The sequence below is a fragment of the Bartonella sp. AA86SXKL genome (assembly GCF_042196885.1).
On record NZ_JBHIRE010000005.1, the window covers coordinates 1 to 26,040 of the forward strand.

22 protein-coding genes, 1 tRNA gene and 1 pseudogene are annotated in these 26,040 nt (G+C 36.3%); 6 read left to right on the top strand and 18 right to left on the bottom strand.

Going from position 1 to position 26,040, the window contains the following annotated elements; all coding sequences use genetic code 11:
- The 3 genes from ACFIO5_RS03495 to ACFIO5_RS03505 form a co-directional block, all read right to left on the bottom strand.
- Nucleotides 1–167, bottom strand: a 167-nt coding sequence (locus ACFIO5_RS03495; RefSeq protein WP_375701145.1) for an Arm DNA-binding domain-containing protein, incomplete at its 3' end; no start/stop codon positions are given.
- A 954-nt stretch (nucleotides 168–1,121) separates the two neighbouring features.
- Nucleotides 1,122–2,906, bottom strand: a complete 1,785-nt coding sequence (locus tag ACFIO5_RS03500; protein WP_375634353.1) for an MFS transporter — start codon at nucleotides 2,904–2,906, stop codon at nucleotides 1,122–1,124.
- Nucleotides 2,899–3,552, bottom strand: coding sequence for a radical SAM protein (locus ACFIO5_RS03505; RefSeq protein ID WP_375634351.1), 654 nt, complete (start codon nucleotides 3,550–3,552; stop codon nucleotides 2,899–2,901). Before ACFIO5_RS03505 ends, ACFIO5_RS03500 begins: the two co-directional genes overlap by 8 nt.
- Between ACFIO5_RS03505 and ACFIO5_RS03510 the strand changes: the two genes are divergently transcribed.
- Together ACFIO5_RS03510 and ACFIO5_RS03515 are read left to right on the top strand one after the other, a co-directional pair.
- Nucleotides 3,532–4,131: a hypothetical protein gene (locus tag ACFIO5_RS03510; protein ID WP_375634349.1), complete on the top strand. Its 600-nt coding sequence runs from the start codon at nucleotides 3,532–3,534 to the stop codon at nucleotides 4,129–4,131. The genes ACFIO5_RS03505 and ACFIO5_RS03510 overlap by 21 nt on opposite strands.
- Nucleotides 4,091–4,454: pseudogene (locus tag ACFIO5_RS03515) on the top strand (XRE family transcriptional regulator). Before ACFIO5_RS03510 ends, ACFIO5_RS03515 begins: the two are co-directional and overlap by 41 nt.
- 100 nt (nucleotides 4,455–4,554) lie before the next feature.
- Here ACFIO5_RS03515 and ACFIO5_RS03520 read toward each other — a convergent pair.
- From ACFIO5_RS03520 to ACFIO5_RS03535, 4 genes are all read right to left on the bottom strand, one after another.
- Nucleotides 4,555–4,630, bottom strand: a tRNA-Thr gene (locus ACFIO5_RS03520).
- A 196-nt stretch (nucleotides 4,631–4,826) separates the two neighbouring features.
- Nucleotides 4,827–6,185: an acetyl-CoA carboxylase biotin carboxylase subunit gene (accC, locus tag ACFIO5_RS03525; protein ID WP_375606916.1), complete on the bottom strand. Its 1,359-nt coding sequence runs from the start codon at nucleotides 6,183–6,185 to the stop codon at nucleotides 4,827–4,829.
- Nucleotides 6,186–6,199: 14 nt separating this feature from the next.
- The gene (gene accB / locus ACFIO5_RS03530; protein WP_375634155.1) at nucleotides 6,200–6,697 is read right to left on the bottom strand and encodes an acetyl-CoA carboxylase biotin carboxyl carrier protein; all 498 of its coding nucleotides are present in this window, start codon (nucleotides 6,695–6,697) and stop codon (nucleotides 6,200–6,202) included.
- Nucleotides 6,698–6,939: 242 nt separating this feature from the next.
- Nucleotides 6,940–7,812 carry a DsbA family protein gene (locus tag ACFIO5_RS03535; protein ID WP_375634153.1) on the bottom strand — a complete coding sequence of 291 codons (873 nt, stop codon included), beginning with the start codon at nucleotides 7,810–7,812 and terminating at the stop codon, nucleotides 6,940–6,942.
- 345 nt (nucleotides 7,813–8,157) lie between these two features.
- Here ACFIO5_RS03535 and glpD point away from each other — a divergent pair, with 345 nt between their 5' ends.
- The 3 genes from glpD (at nucleotide 8,158) to cobT (ending at nucleotide 12,744) form a co-directional block, all read left to right on the top strand.
- On the top strand, nucleotides 8,158–9,687 hold the full coding sequence (gene glpD / locus ACFIO5_RS03540; protein WP_375634151.1) for a glycerol-3-phosphate dehydrogenase: 1,530 nt from the start codon (nucleotides 8,158–8,160) through the stop codon (nucleotides 9,685–9,687).
- 698 nt (nucleotides 9,688–10,385) lie between these two features.
- Nucleotides 10,386–11,366: a tRNA dihydrouridine(20/20a) synthase DusA gene (gene dusA / locus ACFIO5_RS03545; protein ID WP_375634149.1), complete on the top strand. Its 981-nt coding sequence runs from the start codon at nucleotides 10,386–10,388 to the stop codon at nucleotides 11,364–11,366.
- Nucleotides 11,367–11,757: 391 nt separating this feature from the next.
- Nucleotides 11,758–12,744, top strand: coding sequence for a nicotinate-nucleotide--dimethylbenzimidazole phosphoribosyltransferase (cobT, locus tag ACFIO5_RS03550; RefSeq protein WP_375634147.1), 987 nt, complete (start codon nucleotides 11,758–11,760; stop codon nucleotides 12,742–12,744).
- Nucleotides 12,745–12,792: 48 nt separating this feature from the next.
- Here cobT and ACFIO5_RS03555 read toward each other — a convergent pair whose 3' ends face one another.
- From ACFIO5_RS03555 to topA, 7 genes are all read right to left on the bottom strand, one after another.
- The gene (locus ACFIO5_RS03555) at nucleotides 12,793–13,284 is read right to left on the bottom strand and encodes an Lrp/AsnC family transcriptional regulator (protein WP_375608344.1); all 492 of its coding nucleotides are present in this window, start codon (nucleotides 13,282–13,284) and stop codon (nucleotides 12,793–12,795) included.
- Between the two features lie 21 nt (nucleotides 13,285–13,305).
- On the bottom strand, nucleotides 13,306–13,935 hold the full coding sequence (locus ACFIO5_RS03560) for a uracil-DNA glycosylase family protein (RefSeq protein ID WP_375634145.1): 630 nt from the start codon (nucleotides 13,933–13,935) through the stop codon (nucleotides 13,306–13,308).
- Between the two features lie 28 nt (nucleotides 13,936–13,963).
- Entirely contained in the window at nucleotides 13,964–14,527 is a 564-nt protein-coding gene (locus ACFIO5_RS03565) for a thermonuclease family protein (protein ID WP_375634643.1), read from the bottom strand.
- A gap of 332 nt (nucleotides 14,528–14,859) precedes the next feature.
- Complete coding sequence (gene rpmG / locus ACFIO5_RS03570; RefSeq protein ID WP_004864083.1) at nucleotides 14,860–15,027, bottom strand: 50S ribosomal protein L33; 168 nt, start codon at nucleotides 15,025–15,027, stop codon at nucleotides 14,860–14,862.
- A gap of 102 nt (nucleotides 15,028–15,129) precedes the next feature.
- Nucleotides 15,130–16,302 carry an MFS transporter gene (locus ACFIO5_RS03575; RefSeq protein ID WP_375634644.1) on the bottom strand — a complete coding sequence of 391 codons (1,173 nt, stop codon included), beginning with the start codon at nucleotides 16,300–16,302 and terminating at the stop codon, nucleotides 15,130–15,132.
- A gap of 276 nt (nucleotides 16,303–16,578) precedes the next feature.
- Nucleotides 16,579–18,855, bottom strand: coding sequence for a ribonuclease R (gene rnr / locus ACFIO5_RS03580; RefSeq protein WP_375636763.1), 2,277 nt, complete (start codon nucleotides 18,853–18,855; stop codon nucleotides 16,579–16,581).
- Nucleotides 18,856–18,858: 3 nt separating this feature from the next.
- Nucleotides 18,859–21,432 carry a type I DNA topoisomerase gene (gene topA, locus ACFIO5_RS03585; RefSeq protein WP_375634137.1) on the bottom strand — a complete coding sequence of 858 codons (2,574 nt, stop codon included), beginning with the start codon at nucleotides 21,430–21,432 and terminating at the stop codon, nucleotides 18,859–18,861.
- Between the two features lie 264 nt (nucleotides 21,433–21,696).
- On the opposite strand from topA, the gene ACFIO5_RS03590 reads away from it, so the two are divergent.
- Nucleotides 21,697–21,903: a hypothetical protein gene (locus ACFIO5_RS03590; RefSeq protein WP_005773510.1), complete on the top strand. Its 207-nt coding sequence runs from the start codon at nucleotides 21,697–21,699 to the stop codon at nucleotides 21,901–21,903.
- Here the strand turns inward: ACFIO5_RS03590 and dprA are convergent.
- The 4 genes from dprA to ACFIO5_RS03610 are packed head-to-tail and all read right to left on the bottom strand — an operon-like array spanning nucleotide 21,833 to nucleotide 25,932.
- The gene (gene dprA, locus ACFIO5_RS03595; RefSeq protein ID WP_375705100.1) at nucleotides 21,833–23,068 is read right to left on the bottom strand and encodes a DNA-processing protein DprA; all 1,236 of its coding nucleotides are present in this window, start codon (nucleotides 23,066–23,068) and stop codon (nucleotides 21,833–21,835) included. The genes ACFIO5_RS03590 and dprA overlap by 71 nt on opposite strands.
- Nucleotides 23,025–23,657, bottom strand: coding sequence for a glycerol-3-phosphate 1-O-acyltransferase PlsY (gene plsY / locus ACFIO5_RS03600; RefSeq protein WP_375634647.1), 633 nt, complete (start codon nucleotides 23,655–23,657; stop codon nucleotides 23,025–23,027). The genes dprA and plsY overlap by 44 nt, the downstream gene beginning before the upstream one ends.
- Nucleotides 23,658–23,668: 11 nt before the next feature.
- Nucleotides 23,669–24,970, bottom strand: coding sequence for a dihydroorotase (locus ACFIO5_RS03605; protein WP_375634648.1), 1,302 nt, complete (start codon nucleotides 24,968–24,970; stop codon nucleotides 23,669–23,671).
- On the bottom strand, nucleotides 24,967–25,932 hold the full coding sequence (locus tag ACFIO5_RS03610) for an aspartate carbamoyltransferase catalytic subunit (RefSeq protein WP_375634130.1): 966 nt from the start codon (nucleotides 25,930–25,932) through the stop codon (nucleotides 24,967–24,969). The genes ACFIO5_RS03605 and ACFIO5_RS03610 overlap by 4 nt, the downstream gene beginning before the upstream one ends.
- Nucleotides 25,933–26,040: the final 108 nt, after the last annotated feature.

Consider the following 26,040-nt stretch of genomic DNA (forward strand, 5'->3'; position numbering starts at 1 on the left):
AAGGCGCCCAAGCCCATTTCACGGCGCCGACCGTGAATGGTATAACGATAAAGCCATTGAGCACCACCATCTTTACGTTTGTGAAGTAGCAAGCCGGCACCATCATTATATTTACCAGCTCCCAATGTTGCTACAGCCCTTGCATTAAGACGATTCATAAGAACCATTTTTACTCCTTTCTTGTACAATTTTTACCCACACATCAACCCCGCTTGTGACGTGCAAGCAAGTGGTTTTGATTGATTCAAGATAAACAGATTTGAAATGAGAGAATCCTACGTTATTCGGGCGTCTAATTCAATATGAACAGAGCTAGATTATCATTATAAATCAATATCTTGTATCGTTCATTTATAGATTTTATAAAATCGTCCGGCATTTCTCCGTGACTAGGTGACAATGGCAACTCCATAGCAAAGGGCGAAATAACTTTATCCTGAGTAGTAAATAAAATTATCAGTTCTGTTTTTTCAACTAATACACCAGAAGAACTGTGAAAAGAATCCGATAGTTTATATTTATTGGTGTAAACTCTGATGCGTATATCCATATTTTATCTCACAGCCAGAAAAAAAATCCCGTATCATATTTAACTGAAATGTATTCTCATACTTTTTTCTATTTTCAAAATTAAATAAAATGAACTCGGGAGTAGCGATACGTATTAGAGCTAACACTTCTGCCAAATCGAATCTCTCCGATAAAGTAATCGTCACACTATATGGTACGCTATCTTTTTTCATACATTCTATGTTACGCACCCACGTTTGTTTATATTTTTTACTGTCTAGATTTCTTATCTCTGAAATAACATCTGTGCCTATTTGTATCCCTAAAAAGAACGGATTACTCTTTAATAGCTTCAAATATGGTTGAATATAGATGTGCCCCCTGTTGCAATCCGAAAATATTTTTTACAAATGAGACACATACAAGTATATTTATGAAGTAAATCATAATCGAACTCAAAAGGCTCTCCACCAGAAAGAATAATAAAATCAGATTTTATGTCATTTATTGTATATAAAAATTCAGGCAACGCGTCATCTCTCACCATACATTCCATCGAATACGGACAATGATTGCAGCTCGCACTGCAATTTTCATTACAAATTACAATATTATCGCCCATGAAATTCCTTATTCAAGTTCATATAATCCAATACTAATTGTTTCATGAAAATATTTTGGTATAGACAAAGATCAGAAATTTTTTTAGCCACAAACGCTTTTATCATTGGTAAAGCTTCATCCTTTGATATAGACAGCAAATGAGAAATATAGTCTATCCGTTCTTCTAAATTGAGAGATAATCTTGGACTGGTGAAAAATGTTAAGATATCCAATTCCGGACTGGCTTCTTGACATAAATCCCAATCCACTACCATAAAAGAACTATCAGGAGTAACAATGATATTATCAGGATGTAAATCTCCATGTGATAAGATTATATTTTTGCTTAATCGATCTTGAAAGATCTTATTGATTTGATCAATAATCGCCTTTTGATGTAGCAAATCCATTTGACTCAATACAGTACCCCGGATAAACTCCCATTCGACTACTTCATCGCAAAGTGTTATCAAATTTGGTGCAGGATAGAGACTTTGTCGAAAAGAGCCATCCTTGATGTTTTCATTAATGCACGATGCTTCCGGATAAATTTGCCCATAGCAAAATTCTTGATGCTTGCGTTTCAAGAAATGTTGTTTTGACGATTGTGCATTTTCAGGCTGTAACCAAATGATTTCTTGTTTTCTGACAAAAATAATTAAAGCAGACACCCCAAAAATCACAGCCATAACCACTGCCAACCACAAATTAGCTTGCCAGAATGTTGAAAAAATATGACCGTATAAAAAACTGAATGCAAAGGATACAACAGCTGTAATAATGGCTGTAAATGATAAAACAGTCGCGATAGCTTTGGGATCAAGCAGTGAATTTATAAGAAGAGACGACAGATAAGATCGATAAGCAGATTTAAAAACACATAGCAGTAAAAATCCTAATATAAGAGCCGCAATGATTTGAAATGACATGAGAAAAAAAGCAATGGTTACCATACAACCAATCATTAAGACGGGAAAAATAGGATTTTGAAACTTTGAAAAATACTTCTGAAACAATATATTGGAACTTGCTGAAAAAAAATTCCCAATGATAAAAATAATCGAAACCAAAATAGCAGGTTGAAATGGCAAAAAATCAGAAAATGCGATAGAAACAGTTCGATTATTAACCAAAATAGCAAAAGCTGAAACTGCACTTAAAAAAATAAGAGTGAAGCGATAAGGATTTTTGACTTCTTTACGGCTGGCGCACATAACTGTGAAAATACTCGGATGAGCGTTGATATGAAAACTATCTAATCCCTTCGTCAGTTTTGAAAACATAAAAATAGCAAAAATTAATGAAAGGACTTGAAAAATCACAGGCAATGCAGGATGCACATAATAAAGTATTCCTCCTAAAAAAATAAGTACCGTTGTCACACTATAGGTAACAGCAGCCACTTCGGACTTAACGGAAAACAGTGTGCGATGCTTTGGTACTACAGAAAAGAGTAAACTATCTTCCGCACCTGAGAAACAAGCGGCTGCTAATGTAATACACAACAAATAAGTGGCGTAAGCAAAATATGCATAATTCATAAAAAGAGCTAAAAAACCGCAAAGAAAGAAAAACAGCCCAGTATAAATAACGCGCTTACTTCCATAAACATCTGATAATAAACCCAAGGGGACTTCTAAGATCAAAGGAAGCAATAAAAAATAACTACCGATTAAAACAATATCCGCTTGCGACAAATGCAATTTTTCCGACAAAAAAAGTGGTAAAACAGCAACCACTAGAGCAGTAGACTTGCTAACACTATAAATCTTAAATTGCTTAACCTTATCCACAAAACACCTTCCCATGACATCCGCTACATGCGCCAGATTCTTTCAAAGATTTTAAAACGCTTTGAGCAGACCAATCTATTGCCCCATAATTTTGTAGATTCCCAAAAGCTTCTGAATAAAAGCAATTTTTTAAATCTCCATTATAGTCCAATACCAAGGATGAAAATGGAAATAAACACATTAACGGCGACGAAACGTACGTAGAATTCTCGCCTAAGTAATAATTAATACAATTTACAAAATTTTGTGACGTCCATGAGATTTTCCTTTCTTGGAACTTTTTATCTATATAAATCTGGAGGGGGGATTCTTTCCTTGATAATTCATCTCTCAAATGAAAAAGTGAAGCGTTTGGCGGAAGAGTTTTGTTTCTTAAAGCCTTAGATCGATCCTTTGTATTATTTTTTCTAGAAAAACTAAATGACGACGTATCGAGCGGGCTGAATCCGATATAATCGACATCTTTGCTTATACAAAAATCGATAAAATTAATAATATTTTCTAGAATCTCTTTGGTAACTGTCGCTCTTATTCCTATACTTTGCAGAGGTTGAAGATTCTTAACTGTTTCAATGTTTTTCCACACGCGATCAAATTTATTCGCCCCCCGTATATCATAATATCCTTGGACACTAGTCGAATCCATAGAAATAACAATTTCTTTGAAGATCATCCGTTATCGGGTTATCAAGCGGGGGATATTCTCCCTGATTCTGTTTGGTGTTTAAATCACTATCCGAGGAGTGATCCAGAGGGAATGGTTTACGATCCGTGGAAGAATATTTGGGTTGATATTTATCTTCAATCAGGGACAGATGAAAATACGAAGTCTGCCTATGGTGTTCCGATTACAACCAATCGTAGCTATTCTGACCATCACGTGGATTTTTCGTCTGTTAATAAGAGATTTTTGACGAGTGATGAGTTCGCGTCTTGCATGTATGGAATCAATTCGGGAACCAGTATTATAGGCAATAAAGCGCCTTCTCCCAAAACGTCTGGAGGACACGTTGATACAGAAAATCGTCGTATGATTTCGTATATCGGTTGTGAGGATGGTTGCGGTTATGTGTGGCAATTTTTGTCTGGTTGTTATCCCGTGACGAAATGGCATACAGGGGAACAAGGAAGCAGTTTACGTGTAGACGTAAATGTTATGTTGGGAGGAGGCGATTGGTCCGGTGATGCTAGTAATGGTGAATTTGCGCGGAATTTTGCGCATTGATCACTCCGAACGCCTCTTAGATATGGCTAAGAAATTAGACATATCTGTAGGATTTTTATCTTCTGTCGAGATTGGCAAAAAATCTGTTCCTGTAGGACTGGAGGAAAAGATCATAGAGCTTTATGGTTTATCAAGAGAAGGCTTTACTCTTAAGAAAAGCAGCCTATGCTTGTCGCAAAACTTTTACAATCAAGACTTCTGATCCGTTGAGGCGTGAAGCTGTTGGTGAGTTTGTTAGAAATTTAGAGAATTTTTCACAACAAAACTTAGCAGAATTAAAAGACCTTCTTGAGAAAGTTTGCAAAAAAAGAGGCGTCCTATAGAGATAGGTTGAAAAATCCTATTCCCTCACTTTTATTTACGCGTCCCTCACTGTACAAAATATATGGAAAATCAATAAATTATTTTGGATAAAAAAGAGCATGGTGCCCCCAGAGAGACTCGAACTCCCGACCCCCTGATTACAAATCAGGTGCTCTACCAACTGAGCTATAAGGGCATAACCATGTAGGAGTTAGCACAAACTAACAAAAAGGAAAACAGAAAATTATTAAATTTTATGCATATTAAAAGAAAACTATATAAAAAATAACCAATTTATTTCCTTTTTTCCACTTTTTACAGCAAGGTTGGAACTATCCTTATGTTGATATCTTATAGAATCTTTTATAAGAATGCACCGTTTTGCTATCGAATTACGAATCTGAAGACTTTGATTGATGAGCAAGGTAATTTTCTAGCCAGTGAATATTATAATTACCATCAGCAACATCTTGATTATTAATAAGATCGCGAAAAAGAGGCAGTGTAGTTTTTATCCCATCGACGACAAATTCATCTAAAGCACGCCGTAAACGCATCATACATTCTAAACGGGTACGTCCATGAACAATCAGCTTTCCAATCATGCTATCATAGTAAGGAGGAATACGATAACCTGAATAAGCGCCTGAATCAACACGAATCCCTAAACCTCCAGGTGTATGAAAATGTGTAATGGTTCCAGGTGATGGCGTAAAGTTAATAGGATCTTCTGCATTAATACGGCATTCAATGGCATGACCAGAAAAACAGACTTCATCTTGTGTTACTGAAAGCTTACAGCCTGATGCAATATGGATTTGTTCGTGGACTAAATCTATACCTGTAATTGCTTCAGTTACAGGATGCTCGACTTGTAAACGTGTATTCATTTCAATAAAATAAAATTCGCCATTTTCATAAAGAAATTCAATAGTACCAGCTCCACGATATCCAAGTTGGGCACAGGCATTTGCAACAATACTTCCAATTTTTTTCCGTTCAGTTTCATTAAGTGCAGGTGATGTAGCTTCTTCCCATACTTTTTGATGCCGTCGTTGAAGTGAACAATCGCGTTCTCCTAAATGAATAGCATTTCCCGCACCATCACCTATGACTTGAATTTCAATATGACGGGGTTTTTCTAAATATTTTTCTATGTAAACAGCGTCATCACCAAAAGCAGCTTTCGCTTCTGAACGCGTTGTTTTGAGAGCTATAGAAAATTCTTGTTCAGAATGAACGACTTTCATACCACGTCCACCACCACCTGCAGAAGCTTTTATAATAACGGGATAACCAATTTCACGAGCAGTGCGTAAAGCATCTGATTCTTCAGTGACTGCTCCATCTGAACCGGGAACTACAGGAATACCAAGTTTTTTGGCGGTTTTCTTTGCTTCGATTTTATCGCCCATGATTCGGATGTGAGTAGCTGTTGGACCGATGAATGTAATATCATGGGCTTCTAGAACATCTGCAAATTTTGCATTTTCAGAAAGAAAGCCATAACCTGGATGAACAGCATCCGCTCCTGTAATTTCACAAGCAGCAATAATTTGCTGAATACTCAAATAAGAATCACGAGCGGGAGGAGGGCCAATACAAACACTTTCGTCAGCAAGACGAACATGCATTGCATCTGCATCAGCGGTAGAGTGAACAGCCACGGTTTTTATGCCAAGTTCTTTACATGCACGTAAAACGCGAAGAGCAATTTCTCCTCGATTAGCAATGAGGATTTTTCGAATCATGGTTGCCCCTCGCTTTATTCAACAATAATAAGTGGTTCACCAAATTCAACAGGTTGACCATCTTTGACAAGAACAGTGGTTACCGTACCTGAGCGCGGTGATGAAATTTGATTCATTGTTTTCATGGCTTCAATAATAAGTAATGTCTCCCCTTCAGAAACATTTTGCCCTACTTCTACAAAAGGTTGCGCGCCTGGTGAAGGTGCAAGATAAGCTGTTCCAACCATTGGAGAGGTTATTGTGTTTTTTGATCTATCTTCTTGGATAGATTGTATAGGAGATTCAGCTGTTGGAACTGGAGAAGATGTTACAGAAAAAGTAGGAGTAGAAACAGGAGCATAGATTGCTTGCTCAGAAGAAGTTAAGGTATTTTGGCGTGAGACACAAATACGAAGCTCCCCTTGTTCAACTTCAATGTTCGTTAAATTTGTATCATTCAAAATTTCAGCAAGATCACGAATAATTTTCGTATCAATTGCGTTTTTTGCCGAATCCATTTTTTTTGTTGCCATTTTATTTCTAACTCCTTGATCAATGAAGATCGTCATTATCTCATTTTATGACCGAATATCTCTAGATTAGGGATGACATCTTTTGAGGCTTTAAAGATTTTTATTTCCTTTAAATCATTATACTTTGCAATTTAAAACTTGTATCTGCTTTACGCAAAATTGCACTTATAAGCCTGTTATCAAAAAAGAGAAAGCATAAAATTACCTCATTTACAGTATTCTTCCTAAAACGGATCAGGTATTCACTGTGTATTATCTATCGCTTGTTTTAGAATATCCTGTTTGGCAGCGCCGATGAATATTTTATCACCAATGATGTAAGAAGGTGTTCCCGTAATATGAAGTGCAGAGGCAATTTGAATGTTTTCTTTAAAAGCGTTTTGCAGAGTGGGATCTTGTATTGCATTATGTAGTTTTTTTTCATCTGCTCCTAATGAAACAGCTACTTTAATAGCTTTAGCTTCATTTGCACGACCCTGATACATTAAAAGCGTTTTGTGAAACTGAGGATATTTCTCTGGAAATTGTTTTCGAAATGCGTAGGCAACAGTATGGGCTGCCATAGAATCAGAGCTTAAAATTGGTAAGTCCTTGATAATAACCTTTAAATCTGGATATTCTTTTATCAAGTCTTCTATATTTGAATAGGAAATTTTACAATATCCACAGTTGTAATCAAAAAAATTGACAAGCACTCTTTTACCATTTGGGTTTCCCAAAACAGCGTCATGAGGAGAATGAAAAATCTCTTTTTCTAATGAATGAATGACTGAAGTTTGTTTTTGGTTTTCGTATTCATTCTGTTTTTCCAGCTTATCTTGAAGAATAAGCTGCATTTCAATCATAATTTCTGGATGAGTAAGAAGATACTCTCTGACGATTTGTTGAATATGATGAGAATCAGTATGTGGTATCATTTTTTCTTTAAGCTTAGATAAAAAGCTAGAATCTTCTAAAAGTTGTGATTTAAGCTTTTCTAAGCTTAAATCATTTGCTGTTTTTGAGCGTGACGTTGCGTTTGATAAAGAAGGTAAAAAGATTAAAATACTCGACATAACTATGACTAAAATTTTTGAAAGAAGTGTTATTTTCGAGTTTTGAGAGTGATAATTCATTTGGATACCTTCACATTTTCTAGGGTGTCATTGAGTGAACTATATGAAAAGTGCTATCTATGTGCAATGAAGCATTTAGTTATAGTGTATCTTTAAGAATGAGAAAAAACATCAATTTTTCTCTAAAAAGATTTCATATGATGAACCTTGGCTTGGCAAGGATTATGTTTTGTAAAAGATAAAAAAATTCTCTTTAATTTGTCAAATGTTGTTTTGATGTATAAGGATATCAAAAGCTTTTTGTGCGTGTTTATTTTAAGAAAAAGTACGTTGATAATACAATGAAGAACACTTGTATTATTTTTTCCTGTTGCTTTATTGAATACTGAGAAACAAAATTAAATAATGAAAAGTGAAATTATGAAAACTACAACACATTATGAGCTGTTTATCATTGGAGGAGGGATAAACGGCTGTGGATTGGCAAGAGATGCAGCAGGACGCGGATTTAAAGTGGGATTGGCTGAAATGAACGATCTTGCATCTGGGACCTCAAGTGCGTCAACAAAGCTTATTCATGGTGGGCTTCGTTATCTTGAACACTATGAGTTCAAACTTGTTCGTGAAGCATTGAAAGAACGCGAGATCATTTTACGTATGGCTCCACATATTGTGCGTCCTTTGCGTTTTCTCCTTCCTTATCATAAAGAATTGCGCCCTGCTTGGATGTTGCGTTTTGGACTTTTTATTTATGATTATTTAGGGAATTGGAATCAGAAATTGTGGCGCAGTAAAACGATTAATTTTTCACAAAAATTTTGCTCTACACTGAAGAAAGAATATCAGAGAGGTTTTGAATATTCTGATGCAAGAGTAGATGATGCGCGTTTAGTTATTGGCAATGCTCGTGATGCAGAAAAGTGGGGAGCTGATATAAAAGTACGAACAGAAGTTCTCTCTTTAAAAAAAGAAGACAATAAATGGCATATATTTCTTCAAGACAAGTTAAGTAGCAAAGAATATAGTGTCACAGCTTCTTATATCGCGAATATGACAGGACCTTGGATTGATCATGTTTTGGCAAGCATATTAGATTGTAAAGAACATCCACCAGTACGGCTTGTTAGAGGTTCTCATATTTTGGTTCCCAAGCTTTATACTCATGATCGTGCTTATATTTTTCAAAATGGTGATGGGCGTATTATATTTGCTATTCCGTATCAAGAAGAGTTTACCTTACTTGGAACAACAGATTGTAATTATCAAGGAGATCCGGCTGACGTTCATATTACTGATACAGAAATTGATTATATTTGTGCAGCAGCCAGTGAATATTTCATACAACCAGTGTTGCCTGAAACGATTGTCTGGTCTTACTCTGGAGTTCGTCCACTCTATGATGATGGAGCTTCAAAAGCACAAAAAATTACGCGCGATTATGTTTTAAAAGAAATGGGAACAGGAACGACACCAAAGATACTTAATCTTTATGGTGGAAAGATTACAACTTATCGTAAGTTGGCTGAAGATGCGATGAAATTTGTTGAAAAAGAGCTTGGTAAAAAGGGAGCATCATGGACGGCTAAGGCAGTACTTCCAGGGGGTGATTTTCCCTATAACAAATTAGATACAATCGAAAATAGGATTGCTCTTTTAATGCCAGATTTAGATGCTTTTACACATCGCAGGCTTGCACGCTCCTACGGTACGGAAGCATTGGTGATCTTTGCACATGGTAAGGCAAATAAAGGAAAAAATTTTGGACATGGGCTTTATGAAGTAGAAGTAAAATGGTTGATGGAAAAAGAATGGGCTAAAGTATGTGAAGATGTGTTATGGCGTCGTTCAAAACTGGGGCTCCTATTTAATGAACAAGAGGTTGATACTCTTTCTTCCTATATGCAAAGCCAACAAGAGATTGAACAACGTTTATGATCATTTCATTTTACAAATTGTATCTGCAATATTGTAAAATATTTTCCTTCGAGAGATACTGATATTAGTTATAGATATTAAAAAGGCAATGGTTGTCTATACCCTGATTTTAGTTTTTTTTTGCAAGAATCACAAAATGGCAAAATTAGATAGAATATTTAAGATGAAATTTGTCTATCTTATAAAGTGAAATCTAAGAATATCACCAAAAAGAACTCATTGATAAAAAATAATTTATAATTAGATTCGTGTGAAATAAGGTTTTTTTCTTCTTTAGGAGAAGATAAAGCTACTTTCTGTATCGTTTATTTGCACAATGAGTTAAAAAAATCTAAAGAAAATTAAATCGATCATGAAAAATTGTATAATGTGTTAGTTTAGCATTTATTATCTTAAACGCTGTACTAAATCATGTAAGGGGAGAGGCTTGAAGAGCGTAAGAAGAACTTATAAATGAGATTTTTATATTATAGTAAAAATCTTCTTTTTTCATGTTTATATACCTGAACACTAATCTATGAGAAATGCGATATTGTGTTTTGGCATGATTGATTGTAGTAAACCTTGATATCAATTGGAAATAATGAGCTGTTATTATACTCATGATAGTATAAGAGAATAAAATTTTCCGTAAACTAAAAGTAAGTATTTTTTTATGTATAAAGAGAGAGCTATAGGGACATGAGAGTAATACCCTCATGATATTTTACAACCTTCCATCGCCTATAAAATTTGCAGTAGCACCAATGTTGGACTGGACAGACCGACATTGCAGGTTTTTTTATCGTCTTTTAACGAAAAAAGCTCTCCTTTATACGGAAATGATGGTAGCAGATGCTGTCATTCATGGTGTTCGTGAACAATTGTTGGCTTTTAGCGACAAAGAACGTCCAGTTGCATTACAATTAGGGGGGGCAGATCCGAAAAAGTTAGCAGAAGCTGCACGAATTGCTGAGGATTTTGGCTACAACGAAATAAATCTCAATGTTGGTTGCCCATCAAATCGTGTTCAAGCAGGGGTCTTTGGAGCTTGTTTGATGCTACATCCAGACATTGTGGCAAATGCAGTAGAAGCAATGAAACGAGAGGTTACTATACCTGTAACTGTCAAATGTCGGATTGGAGTGGACGAACAAGATGAAGAGTTAGCGTTAGATCTTTTGGCTAATCAGGTTTGGAATGCTGGATGTGATGCGCTCTGGATACATGCACGCAAGGCATGGCTACAAGGATTGAGTCCGAAAGAAAATCGCAATATTCCGCCCCTTAATTATGAAAGGGTTTACAAATTAAAAGGTCAATATCCTCATAAATTCATTGGGATAAATGGTGGAATTAAATCGATTGATGAGATCAAAGAACACTTAACTTTCTGTGATGCTGTCATGGTTGGTCGCCAAGTTTATCATGATCCAACTTTGTTAAAACATATTGATTTTGAACTCTATGGTGAGTCGCAGAATAGTCTAAGTGAGAGTGATCTTATTGAGGTTATGTGTGATTATGCGGCTCGACATATTGCATCGGGGGGACGGCTTTCTCATGTGACGCGTCACATGATTGGTTTATTTCATGGGCGGGGTGGGGCACGTCGATGGCGGCAAATACTATCAAATGATGCGACAAAACCAAACGCAGATATATGTACTTTAAAAGAAGCTTTTTATGCTCTCATTTAATAACAGTCAGACAATTAACATATATTAAAGTTGAGATCCTTTGCGTTTTGATTTCTTTGCGATAATTTTGATCCCTTCAATTTTATAAGTTTTTGAAAGTTTATAACTTTTATTATGAATAAGAATGTTAGAATTTATATATTAAACGGCATGCTGATTATGCCTATTAAATAAAAAATAGCTTAAGGGTATCACTGTAAAGTAGTCATAAGATATTAATAACATTTTGAATCTTGCACGTTTGTTATTGGGGTAGAAAATAGAATGTAGAAATTATTGCTTTCATAGTATTTAACATTTTTAAAGCACTGTTAAAAAAACAATAAATTATTCATATCCTGTATATATGACGTGATTTTCATAAACATTGTAGATTTTAAAAGGTATCCTTATGATCGCTAGTCCATTTGATGATTTTCGTGCTTTGCTTACAAATTTACCTGTTGCTGATGAGTTTTCTATAATTTTGGCAAAAAAATGGCAAAAAAACTTAACAAAAGAGCAAGGAACATTGGGAAAACTAGGAGATATTGCTGTTTGGTATGCGGGGTGGAGGGGTACAGAAAAACCTATCGTAACGCGACCTTTGGTTGCTATTTTTTCTGGAAACCATGGTATTGTAGAGGAGAATATTACACCATTTCCACAATCTATGACACAAAAAATGGTAGAAAATTTTGCCTCTGGTGGAGCTGCTATCAATCAAATTTGTATTGCTTATGATCTTGGATTAAAAATTTTTGATTTAGCATTGGAATATCCAACAATGAATATTACGAAGGATGCCGCAATGGATGAGCGGAGTGCGGCTGCTACAATGGCATTTGGAATGGAATCCATTGCGGGTGGGACAGATCTTTTATGTATTGGAGAAATGGGAATTGGAAACACAACAATAGCTTCAGCTTTATGCTTAGCATTGTTTGGAGGGGAAGTGGAAGAATGGACAGGAAATGGTATGGAATCAGAAGGTGATTTTTATCAGCGTAAAATTGCAGCGGTTAAGACAGCCATTTCTTTGCATAAGGATTATTTTAATGATCCTTTTGAGATAATGCGTCGCTTAGGAGGACGTGAGATTGCTGCTATGGTTGGTGCTATTTTAGCAGCAAGAATAGAAAAAATACCCGTTATTTTAGATGGTTTTGTGGCAACAGCAGCAGCAGCGGTTCTTTATAAAATGCATCCAAAAGCTCTTGATCATACCCTTGTTGGACATGTTTCTTCTGAGACAGCTCATCGTAAACTTTTAAAAAAAATTGGCAAAGAACCACTTCTAGATTTGGGGATGCGTCTTGGTGAAGGGACAGGAGCAGCTATAGCAGCTGGTATTGTCAAAGCTGCTGTTTTAACACATGCACAAATGGTGGTTTTTTAACAAGAAAGTTTGAATGCCTAAAAGATCATAAGACGGATATAAAAAATCTTAAGAGCTTTGTTCATGCGTCTTGTCGTGTAATTTAATATAATTAAGTGGAAGTTCTGTTGTATATTTAATCTGTTCCATTGCGAAAGAAGAAGAGACATCACGGATGTCAATTTTAGAAATTAATTTTTTATAAAAAAGATCATAAGCTTCAATGTTGGGCACAACAACACGCAATAAATAGTCAATATCTCCACTCATTCGATAAAATTCAATGACTTCACGGAATTCTTGCACAATTTTTGAAAAACGCTTAAACCATTCATGACTATGTGTATTTGTGCGAATAGACACAAAAACAGTGACGTGTGCGTTTACTTTTTCTGGAGAAAGAACAGCAACACGACGTTGAATGACGCCATCTTCTTCAAGTTTTTGAATTCTACGCCAGCAAGGAGTGGTAGAAAGCCCCACTTTTTTAGCAATATCAGCAACAGAAAGTGTCGCATTTTCTTGCAAAAGATGTAAAATTTTTCGGTCAAGACGATCCATATTTTTTCTCAATATTTTAATTTATAAAAATTTACGCACTAAACGACGCAGATATACAATAAGCTCATCGTTAAACCATGGTTTTTTCTGTAACCAAGAAGTATTTCGCCATGACGGATGAGGCAAAGGCATAACATTATAGCCTCGAGGTTGAGGAATGGAAAGAATATTTCTCCAATCACCAACAGTTGCAGAAACGGTTTTATGTTTTAATTCTGTAATGTGCCACTTTTGCGCATAACTGCCAATAGCAAGAACAAGCTTTATTTGAGGCATTGCCTGAAATATCTTTTCATGCCATATTTCTCGACATTCCCGTCTTGGTGGTAAATCAGCTTTATTTTTGTCATAACCTGGAAAACAAAATCCCATAGGAACAATAGCAAAAAGAGATTTATTATAAAATTCTTCTTTCGTGACACCCAGCCAATTACGCAATTTTTCACCAGAGCGATCATTAAAAGGGATAGAAGTTTCATGGACACGCAACCCTGGTGCTTGGCCTGCAATTGCAATCGAAGCAGTATCGGATAAATAAACGACAGGGTTTGGTTCATGAGGAAGAGGAGGAAAATAATGGGGTTGTTGGACGCAAACACGACAGGAATAGATCTCTTTTTCAAGTTTGATAATTGGGCTACATTGTTTCATTAGTAAATAAAATTAAAAAATATTTTTCTTATTCTGTGCGAGGATTTGCTTTGCGCCATTCTTTTGGTCGTTGAAAACTTGATACCCATATTCCTTTCTTTTTCTTCCTAGCTTCTTGCTCTTCTTTGGGGTATTCATAATAATTTACAGCCCAACCATTATGTACAAGTGTTGCGTTGATATTGCTAACTTGTTTTGTTTTACATGTTGCAAGAATACGGCGATATTTATCTGTTTTTTGCCAGTGACATGTAACAATTTGATTTTTTAATAATTGTTCTAAATATTTCTTTGCTTCAAGCCCACAAGGGTAGCGTGCTTCCTTTTTTCCACAAAATTGGTGGAGTTCAGGAGCATCAATTCCAGCTAGTCGAATCTTAATTGAAGAAATCATAATGGTATCGCCATCAATAATTAAAGCATTTCCTTTAACAGAGTTTTGAGAAGAAAAATTTTCTTTTTGAGGCAACCGTTGAGTCTGCTTAAAATAAGTTGACATAATGATAAGAATGCTAGCAGCGACAAAAATACTGAAACCGATAACTTTTAGATTAAAGATTCTTAGATCAAAATGAGAAAAAGATTTTTTCATGAAATAAAGAAACTGCTAACATTACTATAACTCTATTTTAGTATTGTTTATAATTCATCCGAGAAGCTTTATTCATATGACGAAACAATGTCTCGTTTTAATGACAAAATTTTCGTTAGATATCACAATAATCAAATACTCATGCAAAATATATGTAAGCAACTTAAATAATAAATCAACTTATCCAAATCCGTACAAAACATACAAAGTTTAAAGTAAACTTTTTAAACTTAAGGAAATAAAAAAAACACCCCTCAAAAAATAACTTTGAAGAGCAATACTCCCACATTTCTTTTGGAGTATAAAATCTATCAATTTAATAATAATTTTATTTATTTAATTTTTGTTTCTTTAAATTCAACGTGCTTTTTTACAACTGGATCATATTTACGCTTGCTCATTTTATCTGTCATTGTACGGCTGTTTTTCTTTGTTACATAGAAAAAACCAGTATCTGCAGTTGATAAAAGCTTGATCTTAATGGTTGCTGCTTTAGCCATAATGTAAATACCCTATTTATACTGAAAAAATATTATTTCTGTCAAAATTTATTTCCGACATCATCAGATTTTCCGGCAACACTACGGATGTTCTCAAAAAAGTCAAGAGCTGATTAATTTTCTCATAAGTTGGACAAACACCAAAATGACATATAAACCGAAAAAAACAGCCATGGCTATTGAAAAACCAAAGGGTTTAAAGATATCCATGGATTTTCCGATAAAGGTCGGTCCGATGAGCATACCAATTCCATAACAAAAAATAAAAGCAGAATTAGCAGCAGCAAGTTCTTGCCCCTTGAGACGGGCTCCTAAATGTGCAAGACTAATTGTATAAAGGCTCGCTGATACACCACCCAGAAAAAACAAATCAAGCATCAGAATCCATGGATATTGAAGAATCCATGGTACTATAAAAGTTCCTATAAAACCTAGAATAGCGCAACTCATCAGTGGGTAGCGTCGATCTTTGGCGTAGTCGCTTATAATGCTGATAGGAATTAAGAGGAAAATATTCCCAAGTGCAAGGGTTGCCATAAAATGTGCTGCTTCATTCTCATTATAACCAATGGATAAACTAAAGGGTATTATAAGAGTTAATACGCCCATTTGAATGGCCCCGTAAACAAGGACCGCCATCATTGCACTTGGAACGTGAAAAAGATAACGAAAAAATGGCATATATTGATTTTTTTGAAATTCTGGACTTAATTTCCAAGCGGTAAGAATTGGTATAGTAGCAAGCATAATAAGGCTATATCCAACAGCAAAAGGAATAAATCCTTGTGTTCCCACTTTTGCTAGCAGCGTTAGACCTATTATAAACCCTAATCCTAAGACAATAGCATAAATAGAAAGGATCAAACCGCGTTTTTTGGGGGGAGCATAACTGTTGATCCAAAACTCTGACAGGATAAACATAACTGTCATGCTGAAATGTAATATAAACTTTAAAATAAACCAAACCCATATGGGATCAAAAAAATAGAATCCTAAAAAACTTAAAGATCCTATCGCCATCATAAGTAATATTGTTTGAGCGATTCCTAAGCATAAGGCGATTCGAGACGTAAAAATAGCTGCAATAATTGTGGCGATTCCACCAACTGTTCCACTATAGCCGATTGTACTGTTGGAAAGTCCTTTCTCTGCCATAAGAAGAGAAACAAGTTGTGTTCCCATTGCCAATGCTGTTCCAACAGTGCCAATGGTTGCAATAGCGGCAATAATTGCACGCAAAGAATTATTTTGAGAGTCAAAAGGTTTTTTTTTCATGAGAATGGCTTAAGGTACTCTTGTTTATTTAAACAATGAAAAGATGAGCTGAAATGAAAGGAAGCCAAAACTATCCTTTGCAGTTTCTCTCATTTTCTAAGTATAAAAAACTGCAAGATTTTTATATGGTTATTATAGACTTAATAATAAAATTTATCCTCTTGTATACTAGAGAAAGAATATTGTATATATAAAATAATATAAATATTATATAATATAAGTCATTTCTTAAATTGAATTTATTATTCATATTCTATTTAATTGAGGGCAAGAAGCTTAATTTTTTCTTTTCCCATAAAGAGTATACTTTTGTTTTTTTAATTTGTTTTTATGGTAGGATGTCGGTGAAAATTTTATTGGACGAGGTTTTGTTAACAGTTCAAAGCATAAAGCGCCAGCAAAAGGTTGTACCGTTATAAGTTTTACTTCTACAACATCACTGAGCTGATAGCCTTTATGGCTACGCTGTCCTACAAGAACATGTTGTGCTTCATCAAAATGATAATAATCATTTTTAAGTGTAGAAATATGGACAAAACCATCTGTATTGAGTTTATCAAGTGAGATAAAAAGACCTGCTTTTGTAACTCCGGAAATGCGGCCTGTAAAAATACGACCGATTTTATTCGTTAAATAGTGAGCAACAAGCCGATCTATCGTTTCTCTTTCAGCCATCATTGCACGGCGTTCGTATAAAGAAACTTGCGTAGCAATTTCTGCAAGATTTTTTTCTTGTGTATCTGTTAATTGATCATTTCCTAATTTGAGAGCTTTAATGAGTGCTCGATGAATAATGAGATCAGCATAACGACGGATTGGTGATGTAAAATGTGTATAGTTCTGCAAATTCAAACCAAAATGGCCACTATTTTTAGGGTTGTACTCTGCTTGTGATTGTGAACGCAAAATAACTTGATTGACTAGTTCTTGTTGTTGAGTATGAGCGACCTTTTCTAAAATTCTATTAAGGCGCGCTGAGGTAAGTTCGCTTCCGCGGGAGAGTGGTATCCCCAAACTTTGAAGAAAGCTCCGAAGTATTTCTTGCTTAGCAAGAGAAGGTTTTTCATGAATACGATAAATGAGCGGCTGGTGATGTTGTTTTAATGTTTCAGAAGCTGCAATATTGGCTTGTATCATAAACTCTTCAATTAAACGATGCGCTTCTAATTGTGTTTCACTCACAACATCTTTTATGCATCCATTTTGATCAAGAATAATCTTTTTTTCTGCAATTTCTAATTCTAGTGGTTGGCGACGATTTCGCGCAGCTTTAAGGCATGCATAGGCTTCCCATAAGGGGTGCAAAATGCTCTCAAAAAGAGGGGCTATTTTTTCATTTATATTACCTTCAATTGCCAATTGTACTTCTTGATAAGAAAGTTTGGCTCTTACACGAATCATAGTACGATGAAAACTATGTTTTCGTTTATTACCGTTTGCATCAAAAATCATACGAACGGCTAAAGCTGGTCTTTCTTTTCCTTCACGCAGAGAACATAAATCATGAGAAAGGCGTTCAGGTAACATTGGCACAACGGTATCGGGAAAATAAACAGAATTTCCACGTTTCAATGCTTCTTTATCTAAAGCGCTTCCTGTTTTGATATAATAAGAAACATCTGCAATGGCTACAATAATAATCCAACCATCATTATTTGCTGGATCCTTATCCTTGGTTGCATAAACTGCATCATCATGGTCTTTTGCATCTGGTGGATCAATTGTAATAAAGGGTAATTGTTGCCAATCTTCACGATTATCCATATTGGCAGCTTTGATATGTTTGGCTTGCTCAAGAACACTTTCAGGAAAAATATAAGGAATTCCTTTCGAAAGAAGCGCTATCATTGAGAGTGTTTTCTCACTCTTAATGTGCCCTAAAACATTCTTTATTTTTGCGCTCTTTAATCCGTAACCAGTATTTTTTTTTATTTCGACTTCAACGAGATCACCAATTTGAATCTTCATTTCTGGAGACATTTCAACAATGAGTTCATTGGTTTTGCGGTCTATAGGATCAAGGCGCCATTGATTATTTTCCAATTTTCGTACAATAGCAAATGCGCTTTTGGGAGATACGTCAATTTTACGAATAATTCGTCCCGTATAAGGATGACTTGAGCTTTCAGAATTTTTATTTCGAAAAACTTTTACAAGAATATGATCTCCAACACCAATATTACTTCCTTTTATGTGATGAAAAGAGTGTATTTCAATATTGGGCTTTGGAGAATCTTCCCATTCAAGAGGTTGTGCAATAAAACTTCCATCTTTATCACGTCCACTAATTTTCACTAAAGTAACAGGGGGTAATTTTCCTTTGTTTATTGCTCTTTTGTGGTGTTTAGATATGAGATTTTGATCCTTTAACTCACGTAACATATCTCTAAGCCAGATACGAGAATCGCCTTTTAAGTTAAAAGCTTTAGCGATTTCTCGTTTACTTGAGTGGTTAGGATTCTCAATTATAAAGGAAAGGATTGCTTCCTTATTGGGAAAAGTTTTCCCCTTGAATGAAGAGAGATATTTTATGTTTTTTTCACCTTTAGCCAAAATTTATGTCTCTTTTATTTTTGCTTTTGTTTTAGAAGAAGCTCTTTTTGAAGTTGTTTTTTTACTCGATGCTTTAGCCGATATAAGTTCTAGTGCCTCTGGAAGAGTTACACTAATGGGATCTTTATCTTTTGGCAATGTTGCATTAATTTTACCCCAATTGACATAAGGACCATAACGCCCGTTGCGCACGGTAATGGTTCCTCCTTCGGGATGCTCTCCTAATGTTGCCAATGCTTCAGGTGTTGTTCTGCTTTGCCTGGTTTTGTTTTCTTGTTGTTCTGCTAATACTGTAACAGCGCGATTGATACCAATATCAAAAACTTCATCTGCATGAAGAAGGCGCGCAGATTTTCCGTTATGGCTAAGATAGGGACCATATCGTCCAATCGTAGCCGTGATTGTTTTTCCAGTTTCAGGATGAATGCCAATTTCACGGGGAAGGGATAGTAAAGCCAAGGCTTTATCAAGGGTTACATTTTCTGCCTGCCATTCTTTTGGTAATCCTGCACGCTTAACTTCTTTGCTTTCACCAAGTTGAATATAGGGACCAAACCGGCCATTACGAAGAGAGATCTCTTTTCCTGTTTCAGGGGCAATACCAAGTATAACAGGTTCATCATTGCGTACAGCTTCATTCTCTTCTCCAGTATCTGTACCAAGTTGGCGTGTGTATTTACATTCGGGATAATTGGAACAGCCAACAAAAGCACCATAACGCCCAAGTTTTAATGATAATTGACCATTTTTACAAAGAGGACAGGAACGTACATCACTTCCATCTTCGCGTTCAGGAAAGGCGAGAGGTGCTAATGTTACATTTAAAGCATCAAGAACATTAGTTATACGGAGTTCTTGGATATTGATAATAGATGCATTAAATCCATCCCAAAAATCTCGCAATACGTCTTTCCAAGAAAGTTTGCCATCAGAGATAAGATCCAGCTTTTCTTCAAGATCTGCTGTGAAACCATATTCTACATAGCGATTAAAAAAATTTTCAAGAAAGGCTGTAACAATACGTCCCTTGGCATCGGGAATAAGCTTTCGTTTATCAATGACAATATATCCACGGTCACACAATGTCGCCAATGTGGATGCATAAGTTGAAGGACGACCAATTCCTAACTCCTCAAGCTTTTTAATTAATGAAGCTTCAGAATAACGAGCAGGGGGCTCTGTGGTATGTTGTACAGATTCAACTTTTTCTTTTGTAAGTGCTTCACCAGTGTTTATTTGTGGTAAACGTGTTGTTTCATTTTCTTCATTATTTTCTTCGTCTCGTTGATCCGTGTAGACGGAAATAAAGCCATCAAAGCGAATAACAGATCCTGTTGCCCGTAGATTTGCACAGTTTTCTCCTGTCTGTGCTTCAATTTCAACAGTTGTACGTTCAATTTCAGCAGAGCGCATTTGGCTGGCAATAGCACGCTTCCATATCAGCTCATAGAGCTTTGCTTGATCGCTATCGAGAAAATTACGGACTTGACTAGGATTGCGTTGAAAATCTGTTGGACGGATCGCTTCGTGTGCTTCCTGTGCATTTTTTGCCTTTGTTGAATAAAAACGTGGCTTTTCAGGAATATAGTCTTTTCCGAAAGTTTCATGAATAACTTTTCTTGCTGAATCAATAGCCTCAGGTGCTATCTGCACACCATCGGTACGCATATAAGTAATAAGCCCTGCCGTTTCACCATTAATTTCAATGCCTTCATAAAGTTTTTGGGCAATTTGCATAGTGCGAGAAGCTGAAAATCCTAATTTTGAAGAAGCTGCTTGTTGTAGTGTGGAGGTTGTAAATGGAGGAAAAGGATTTCTCTTTGTAGGTTTTGCTTCAACACTGAGTGTATGGTATTGGGCTTGCTCCAACATAAAGCGAATTTGGTCTGCTTGTTCTTGAGATTGAATATCAAGCTTGCCTATTTTTCTTTGATTAAACATTGTCAATCTTGCTTGGAAACTATCATTTCGGATGGTTTTTAACTGTGTTGTAATGGACCAATAATCTTCTTTGATAAAATGTTCTATTTCTGATTCACGATCACAAATAATACGCAAAGCAACCGATTGAACGCGTCCTGCTGAACGCGCACCAGGGAGTTTACGCCATAAAACAGGTGAAAGTGTAAAACCAACGAGATAATCAAGAGCGCGACGTGCAAGATAAGCATCTACAAGTGATGTATCAATATCACGTGGATTGTTCATAGCATCAAGCACAGACTTTTTGGTGATGGCATTGAAGACAACTCTTTTAATAGGTTTATCTTTTAAAACTTTTTTTTGACGGAGAACATCCAGAATATGCCATGAAATAGCTTCCCCTTCACGATCAGGGTCTGTTGCTAATATAAGGCTATCAGCTTCTTTAACGGCTTTTGCTATTTCATTTAAACGTTTAGCGGCAGCAGAATCTATATCCCATTTCATAGAAAAATCTTGATCCGGTAAAACAGAACCATCTTTTGCAGGCAAATCACGAACATGTCCAAATGATGCGACAACTTTGTATTGAGACCCAAGATATTTATTAATTGTTTTTGCTTTTGCTGGAGATTCAACGATAACGATATTCATAATTTTACCCAAATATTGAAATAAAAATTTTTTTATAAACGCCTTTTACGCGAATAGCTAATGCCAATTGCTTAAGAGCACATAAAAAAATATTAGCCATATAAAAAACATGAATATTGTACAACTTATGATTGTCATTATTAGAGTACACCCTATATAGAATTACACGATTTATTTTCCACTGTTATTACAAAAACATACGGCGAAATACTAAGATAACGTCTATTGAGAGGTAGGAGGGGAAATGCTCAAGGATAGAGGATTATGTTTATAAATCATTTAAAAGTTATCCAATATATTACAGACATGTCAAAGCAAATGAATCAGATGGCGCGTCAGGCGCACAGTCCGCTTTTAGCATTGCTTTTGGATATGGTTGCCAAAGAAGGGCAAAGCATTATTAATAGTGCTGAGGCTCTTGGGGAAGATCAAGATTCGACAATGACACACAACCACCAGAGTGTCGAATAAGCTTTCCAGCAAGCTCGAGTTCTACCAACAAGAGGTAGAGAGTTGGGAGTGAAACACCGGAGTGGATACTGAGTGTGTCTAAGTCGATTGGCGTTGTTGAAAGAGCGGAGAAAACTGCTGCACGTGCTGCGTCATCATCATCTGCTAAAGAGAGGCTGCTGTTTTTTTCATCTGCTAAATTAAAATTCTCCTTTTCAAGTTGTAAAGAGGATGATTCCTCAAAAAAATTGAGTTGCGAATTTGGAAGCGGTAAAATTAATGGCGTAAGTGTTTCTATAATGTCAGAAGGATGTGTGGTGAGTAGAGCACCGTCTTTGATAAGATTGTTTGTACCAACAGATCTTGGATCAAGTGGAGAACCGGGAATGGCAAAAATTAACCGTCCCATTTCAGCTGCTTGACGTGCGGTAATTAAGGACCCTGAGCGCAGGGCTGCTTCTACAACCAAGAGACCAAGTGATAGAGCTGCAATAATACGGTTTCTTCTTGGAAAATCGATAGCACGCGGCTTCCAAGAAATGGGCATTTCGCTGATGATGGCTCCACCGTTGGCAATAATATCTTCATGCAACTTTTTATTTTCAGGAGGATAGATATGATCAATTCCTCCAGCCATGACTGCAACAGTTCCTGTTTTTAAACTTGCTTGATGCGCAACGCTATCAATTCCACGAGCGAGCCCAGAAATTGTTACAAAGTCTGCTTCTCCGAGAAAACGTGCAAATTGAGCCGTAAGCTTTTTTCCAGCAGCTGAAGCATTTCGAGAACCTATAATTCCAATAGAAGTTTTTTGAAAAATTGAAACATTACCTTTGATAGCAATAAGCGGCGGAGGGGCTTCTGTAACCTTAAGAAAAGCTGGATAATCTGGTTCTCCCATACCGATAAACCGGACACCTAATTTTTTAGCTTTTTGTATTTCTTTTTCTGCATCTTCTAAGCTTGCTATTTTAATAGATGCAGAACCACCACCTTTTCTACTAAGCTCTGGCAGTGCTGCCAGAGCTTTTTCTGCTGTTTTATAATGATCAATGAGATTGCGAAAACTAACAGCTCCAATATTTTCACTACGCAATAACCGTAACCAGCTTAGACGTTGACGATCAGTAAGCAGGATTCCTTTATTTATCTCCGTGTTGCGTGCCAATCTTACTTTCTTCCCCAATTAATAATCTACCGATATTTGCAGAATGTTTTATAAACACAAATACGCTCATCACAATCAGCATACAATAGAAATAAGAATCGGAAAAATAAAAAACAAATATCGGTGTGATCGTAACAGCAATAAGCGCAGATAATGAAGAATAACGCATGAGGAGAAAAATCGTTATCCATACAATAATAAAAATAATTGCTGCAGGCCAATAGATTCCTAAGCAGACTCCTAGATAGGTAGCAACACCTTTGCCACCTTTAAATTTAAGCCATACGGGGAAAAGATGTCCTAAGAAAACAAAAAAGCCTGCTAGAGAAACAAGGATACTATTGTCTAGCGGATCACTAAAAAACTTTATAACGAAAACAACGATAGTTCCTTTCAACATATCACAAAGAAGTGTTAGAGCAGCAAGCTTTTTATTTCCTGTTCGTAAAACATTTGTTGCTCCAATATTGCCGGAACCGATTGTTCTTATATCACCAATTTTGAACAATTTCGTTAAAAGAAGACCAAATGGAATCGAGCCAATGAGATAAGATATGAGGAAAATAAACCATGGAGTGGATTGAAAAAATATTTCTGCTTCATTCATTAAGAATCTCATTAAATTTGTTGATCAAGTTTAAAAACGTTTTTCCCTTTCACAAAGGTCTGGAGCACGCGTCCTTGAAAACGTGCATTCTCAAAAGGGGTATTTTTTGAACGTGAATAGAGCTTCTCTTTCGAAACAACCCATGGTTCTTCAAGATCAACCACAATAAGGTCTGCATGAGCCCCTTTTTTGAGTGTTCCTGCATTGAGTCCAAAGAGCTTTGCAGGCGCCGTTGACAAAAGTTCCGTTATCCGTAGAAGAGATAGGCTCTCATTATGATAAAGGCGTAAGGCTGCGCTCAATAAGGTCTCCATACCAATAGCGCCAACTGCCGCGTCATTAAATGGTAAATGTTTTGTGTCGATACTCTGAGGATCATGAGAAGAGACAATAACATCTATAATCCCATCCTTTATTGCTTCAATCATTGCTATACGGTCTTCTTCTGTACGCAATGGGGGCATTAAGCGAAAAGAGGTGCGATATTCACCAATGTCATTTTCATTGAAAGATAAATGATTAATAGATACACCCGCTGAAATTTTCTCACTGCGTTTTTTACCTAAACGAAGTGCATCAGCAGAGAGTGCTGTCGATATTTGAGCAGCATGATAGCGTGTTTGCGTTAATACTGCTAATCGCAGATCTCTTTCAAGAGGGATAACTTCTGCTTCGCGAGGGATGCCAGAAAGACCAAGCCAACTGGCAAGCAGTCCTTCATTCATCACACCTTGCCCTGTAAGATCTTTATCTTGCGTTTCATGTATCAATGGAACATCAAAATCACGTGCATAAGTCATTGCACGCCGCATAACAGATGAATTTTGAAGTGTTTTTTTTCCCTCACTAAAAGCAACGGCTCCTGCATCTTTGAGCAAACCAAATTCGGTTATTTCTTGTCCGTTGAAACCTTGTGTGATTGAAGCAACGGGATAAATATTGACCAATGACATTTCCTGTGCTGTATGCGTAATAAATTTAACGAGTGCTACATTATCAATAACTGGATGCGTGTTTGGCATCATAAGAAAGGAAGTAATACCACCTGCTGCGGCCGCGTAACTTGCTGATGTAATTGTTTCACAATGTTCATTCCCTAATTCTTCAACAAAAACGCGCGCATCAACAAGTCCAGGGAGAATTGCTTTGTTTTGTGCGTTAATAACTTCTGCTTCTTCAGGGAATCCCTGATTCAGAGCTTCTTTTCCAGCGGCTATAATTCGTCCATTTTTAACAATAACTGTACCAATTTCATCGATTGCGCGCGAAGGATCAATAATACGAGCATTCTGAAAAACAATTGGTTTTATCATTTTTTTTCTCCACTGATCTTTGCGCGTGAATCTAATAAAGCCTCCATGACAGCCATACGCACTGCAATTCCCATTTCTACTTGTGTCTGAATCATACTTTGTGGTCCATCTGCTATATCGGATGCAATCTCTACACCACGGTTTATTGGTCCAGGGTGCAGAATAATAGAATCATTTTTGGCATAGGCTAAATTTTCTTTATGTAAGCCAAAATAATGGAAATATTCACGCGTAGAAGGAATGAAAGAGCCTGTCATCCGTTCATGCTGTAAGCGCAACATCATGATAACGTCAGCATTTTTAAGACCTTCTTTCATCGTGTTAAAAACCTCAACACTCATATGAGCAATTTCTGCGGGTAAAAGTGTTGAGGGAGCAACAGCACGAACACGAGCACCCAAAGCATTGAGACACAGGATATTGGAACGGGCAACACGTGAGTGTAAGATATCTCCGCAAATCGCAACAGTTAATCCTTCAATACGACCTTTTGCCCTTTTAATGGTTAGAGCATCTAATAAAGCTTGGGTTGGATGTTCGTGGGCACCATCACCTGCATTAATAACACAACAATCAACTTTTTGCGCTAATAAAGCTGCCGCTCCTGCACTGTTATGGCGAAAAACAAGTATATCTGGCTTCATCGCATTGAGAGTTGTAGCAGTATCAAGTAATGTTTCTCCCTTTTTTACAGATGAGTTGCTGATCGCAAGACTCATCACGTGTGCACCTAGCCTTTTACCCGCTAATTCAAAAGAAGATTGTGTTCGCGTAGAGGCTTCAAAAAAGAGATTAATTTGAGTCCGTCCATGCAAAGTAGATTTTATTTTATCAATTTTGTTAGAAAGGATAACATTTGCTTCTGCACGATCAAGCAATGTATTAAGATCTTGTACACTCAGATCTTTAATAGCTAAAAGATGTTGATGAGGGAAAAGTGGAAAAAAATTATTTTGCATCATAGCATTCTTCTTTATCTCTCTCTAAACAGGTTAAACAAGCATTTGTTTGAATATGATAAATGTTTCTTAACTCTAAAAAGACAAATAGTCTATGATATGAATGATTTG

Coding starts and splice junctions, on each gene's coding strand:
- ACFIO5_RS03505 (WP_375634351.1), bottom strand. CDS start 3,552: ATGGATTCGACTAGTGTCCAAGGATATTATGATATACGGGGGGCGAAT.
- accC (WP_375606916.1), bottom strand. CDS start 6,185: ATGATTCGAAAAATCCTCATTGCTAATCGAGGAGAAATTGCTCTTCGC.
- accB (WP_375634155.1), bottom strand. CDS start 6,697: ATGGCAACAAAAAAAATGGATTCGGCAAAAAACGCAATTGATACGAAA.
- ACFIO5_RS03535 (WP_375634153.1), bottom strand. CDS start 7,812: ATGAATTATCACTCTCAAAACTCGAAAATAACACTTCTTTCAAAAATT.
- glpD (WP_375634151.1), top strand. CDS start 8,158: ATGAAAAGTGAAATTATGAAAACTACAACACATTATGAGCTGTTTATC.
- dusA (WP_375634149.1), top strand. CDS start 10,386: ATGATATTTTACAACCTTCCATCGCCTATAAAATTTGCAGTAGCACCA.
- cobT (WP_375634147.1), top strand. CDS start 11,758: ATGATCGCTAGTCCATTTGATGATTTTCGTGCTTTGCTTACAAATTTA.
- ACFIO5_RS03555 (WP_375608344.1), bottom strand. CDS start 13,284: ATGGATCGTCTTGACCGAAAAATTTTACATCTTTTGCAAGAAAATGCG.
- ACFIO5_RS03560 (WP_375634145.1), bottom strand. CDS start 13,935: ATGAAACAATGTAGCCCAATTATCAAACTTGAAAAAGAGATCTATTCC.
- ACFIO5_RS03565 (WP_375634643.1), bottom strand. CDS start 14,527: ATGAAAAAATCTTTTTCTCATTTTGATCTAAGAATCTTTAATCTAAAA.
- rpmG (WP_004864083.1), bottom strand. CDS start 15,027: ATGGCTAAAGCAGCAACCATTAAGATCAAGCTTTTATCAACTGCAGAT.
- ACFIO5_RS03575 (WP_375634644.1), bottom strand. CDS start 16,302: ATGAAAAAAAAACCTTTTGACTCTCAAAATAATTCTTTGCGTGCAATT.
- topA (WP_375634137.1), bottom strand. CDS start 21,432: ATGAATATCGTTATCGTTGAATCTCCAGCAAAAGCAAAAACAATTAAT.
- ACFIO5_RS03590 (WP_005773510.1), top strand. CDS start 21,697: ATGTTTATAAATCATTTAAAAGTTATCCAATATATTACAGACATGTCA.
- plsY (WP_375634647.1), bottom strand. CDS start 23,657: ATGAATGAAGCAGAAATATTTTTTCAATCCACTCCATGGTTTATTTTC.
- ACFIO5_RS03605 (WP_375634648.1), bottom strand. CDS start 24,970: ATGATAAAACCAATTGTTTTTCAGAATGCTCGTATTATTGATCCTTCG.
- ACFIO5_RS03610 (WP_375634130.1), bottom strand. CDS start 25,932: ATGATGCAAAATAATTTTTTTCCACTTTTCCCTCATCAACATCTTTTA.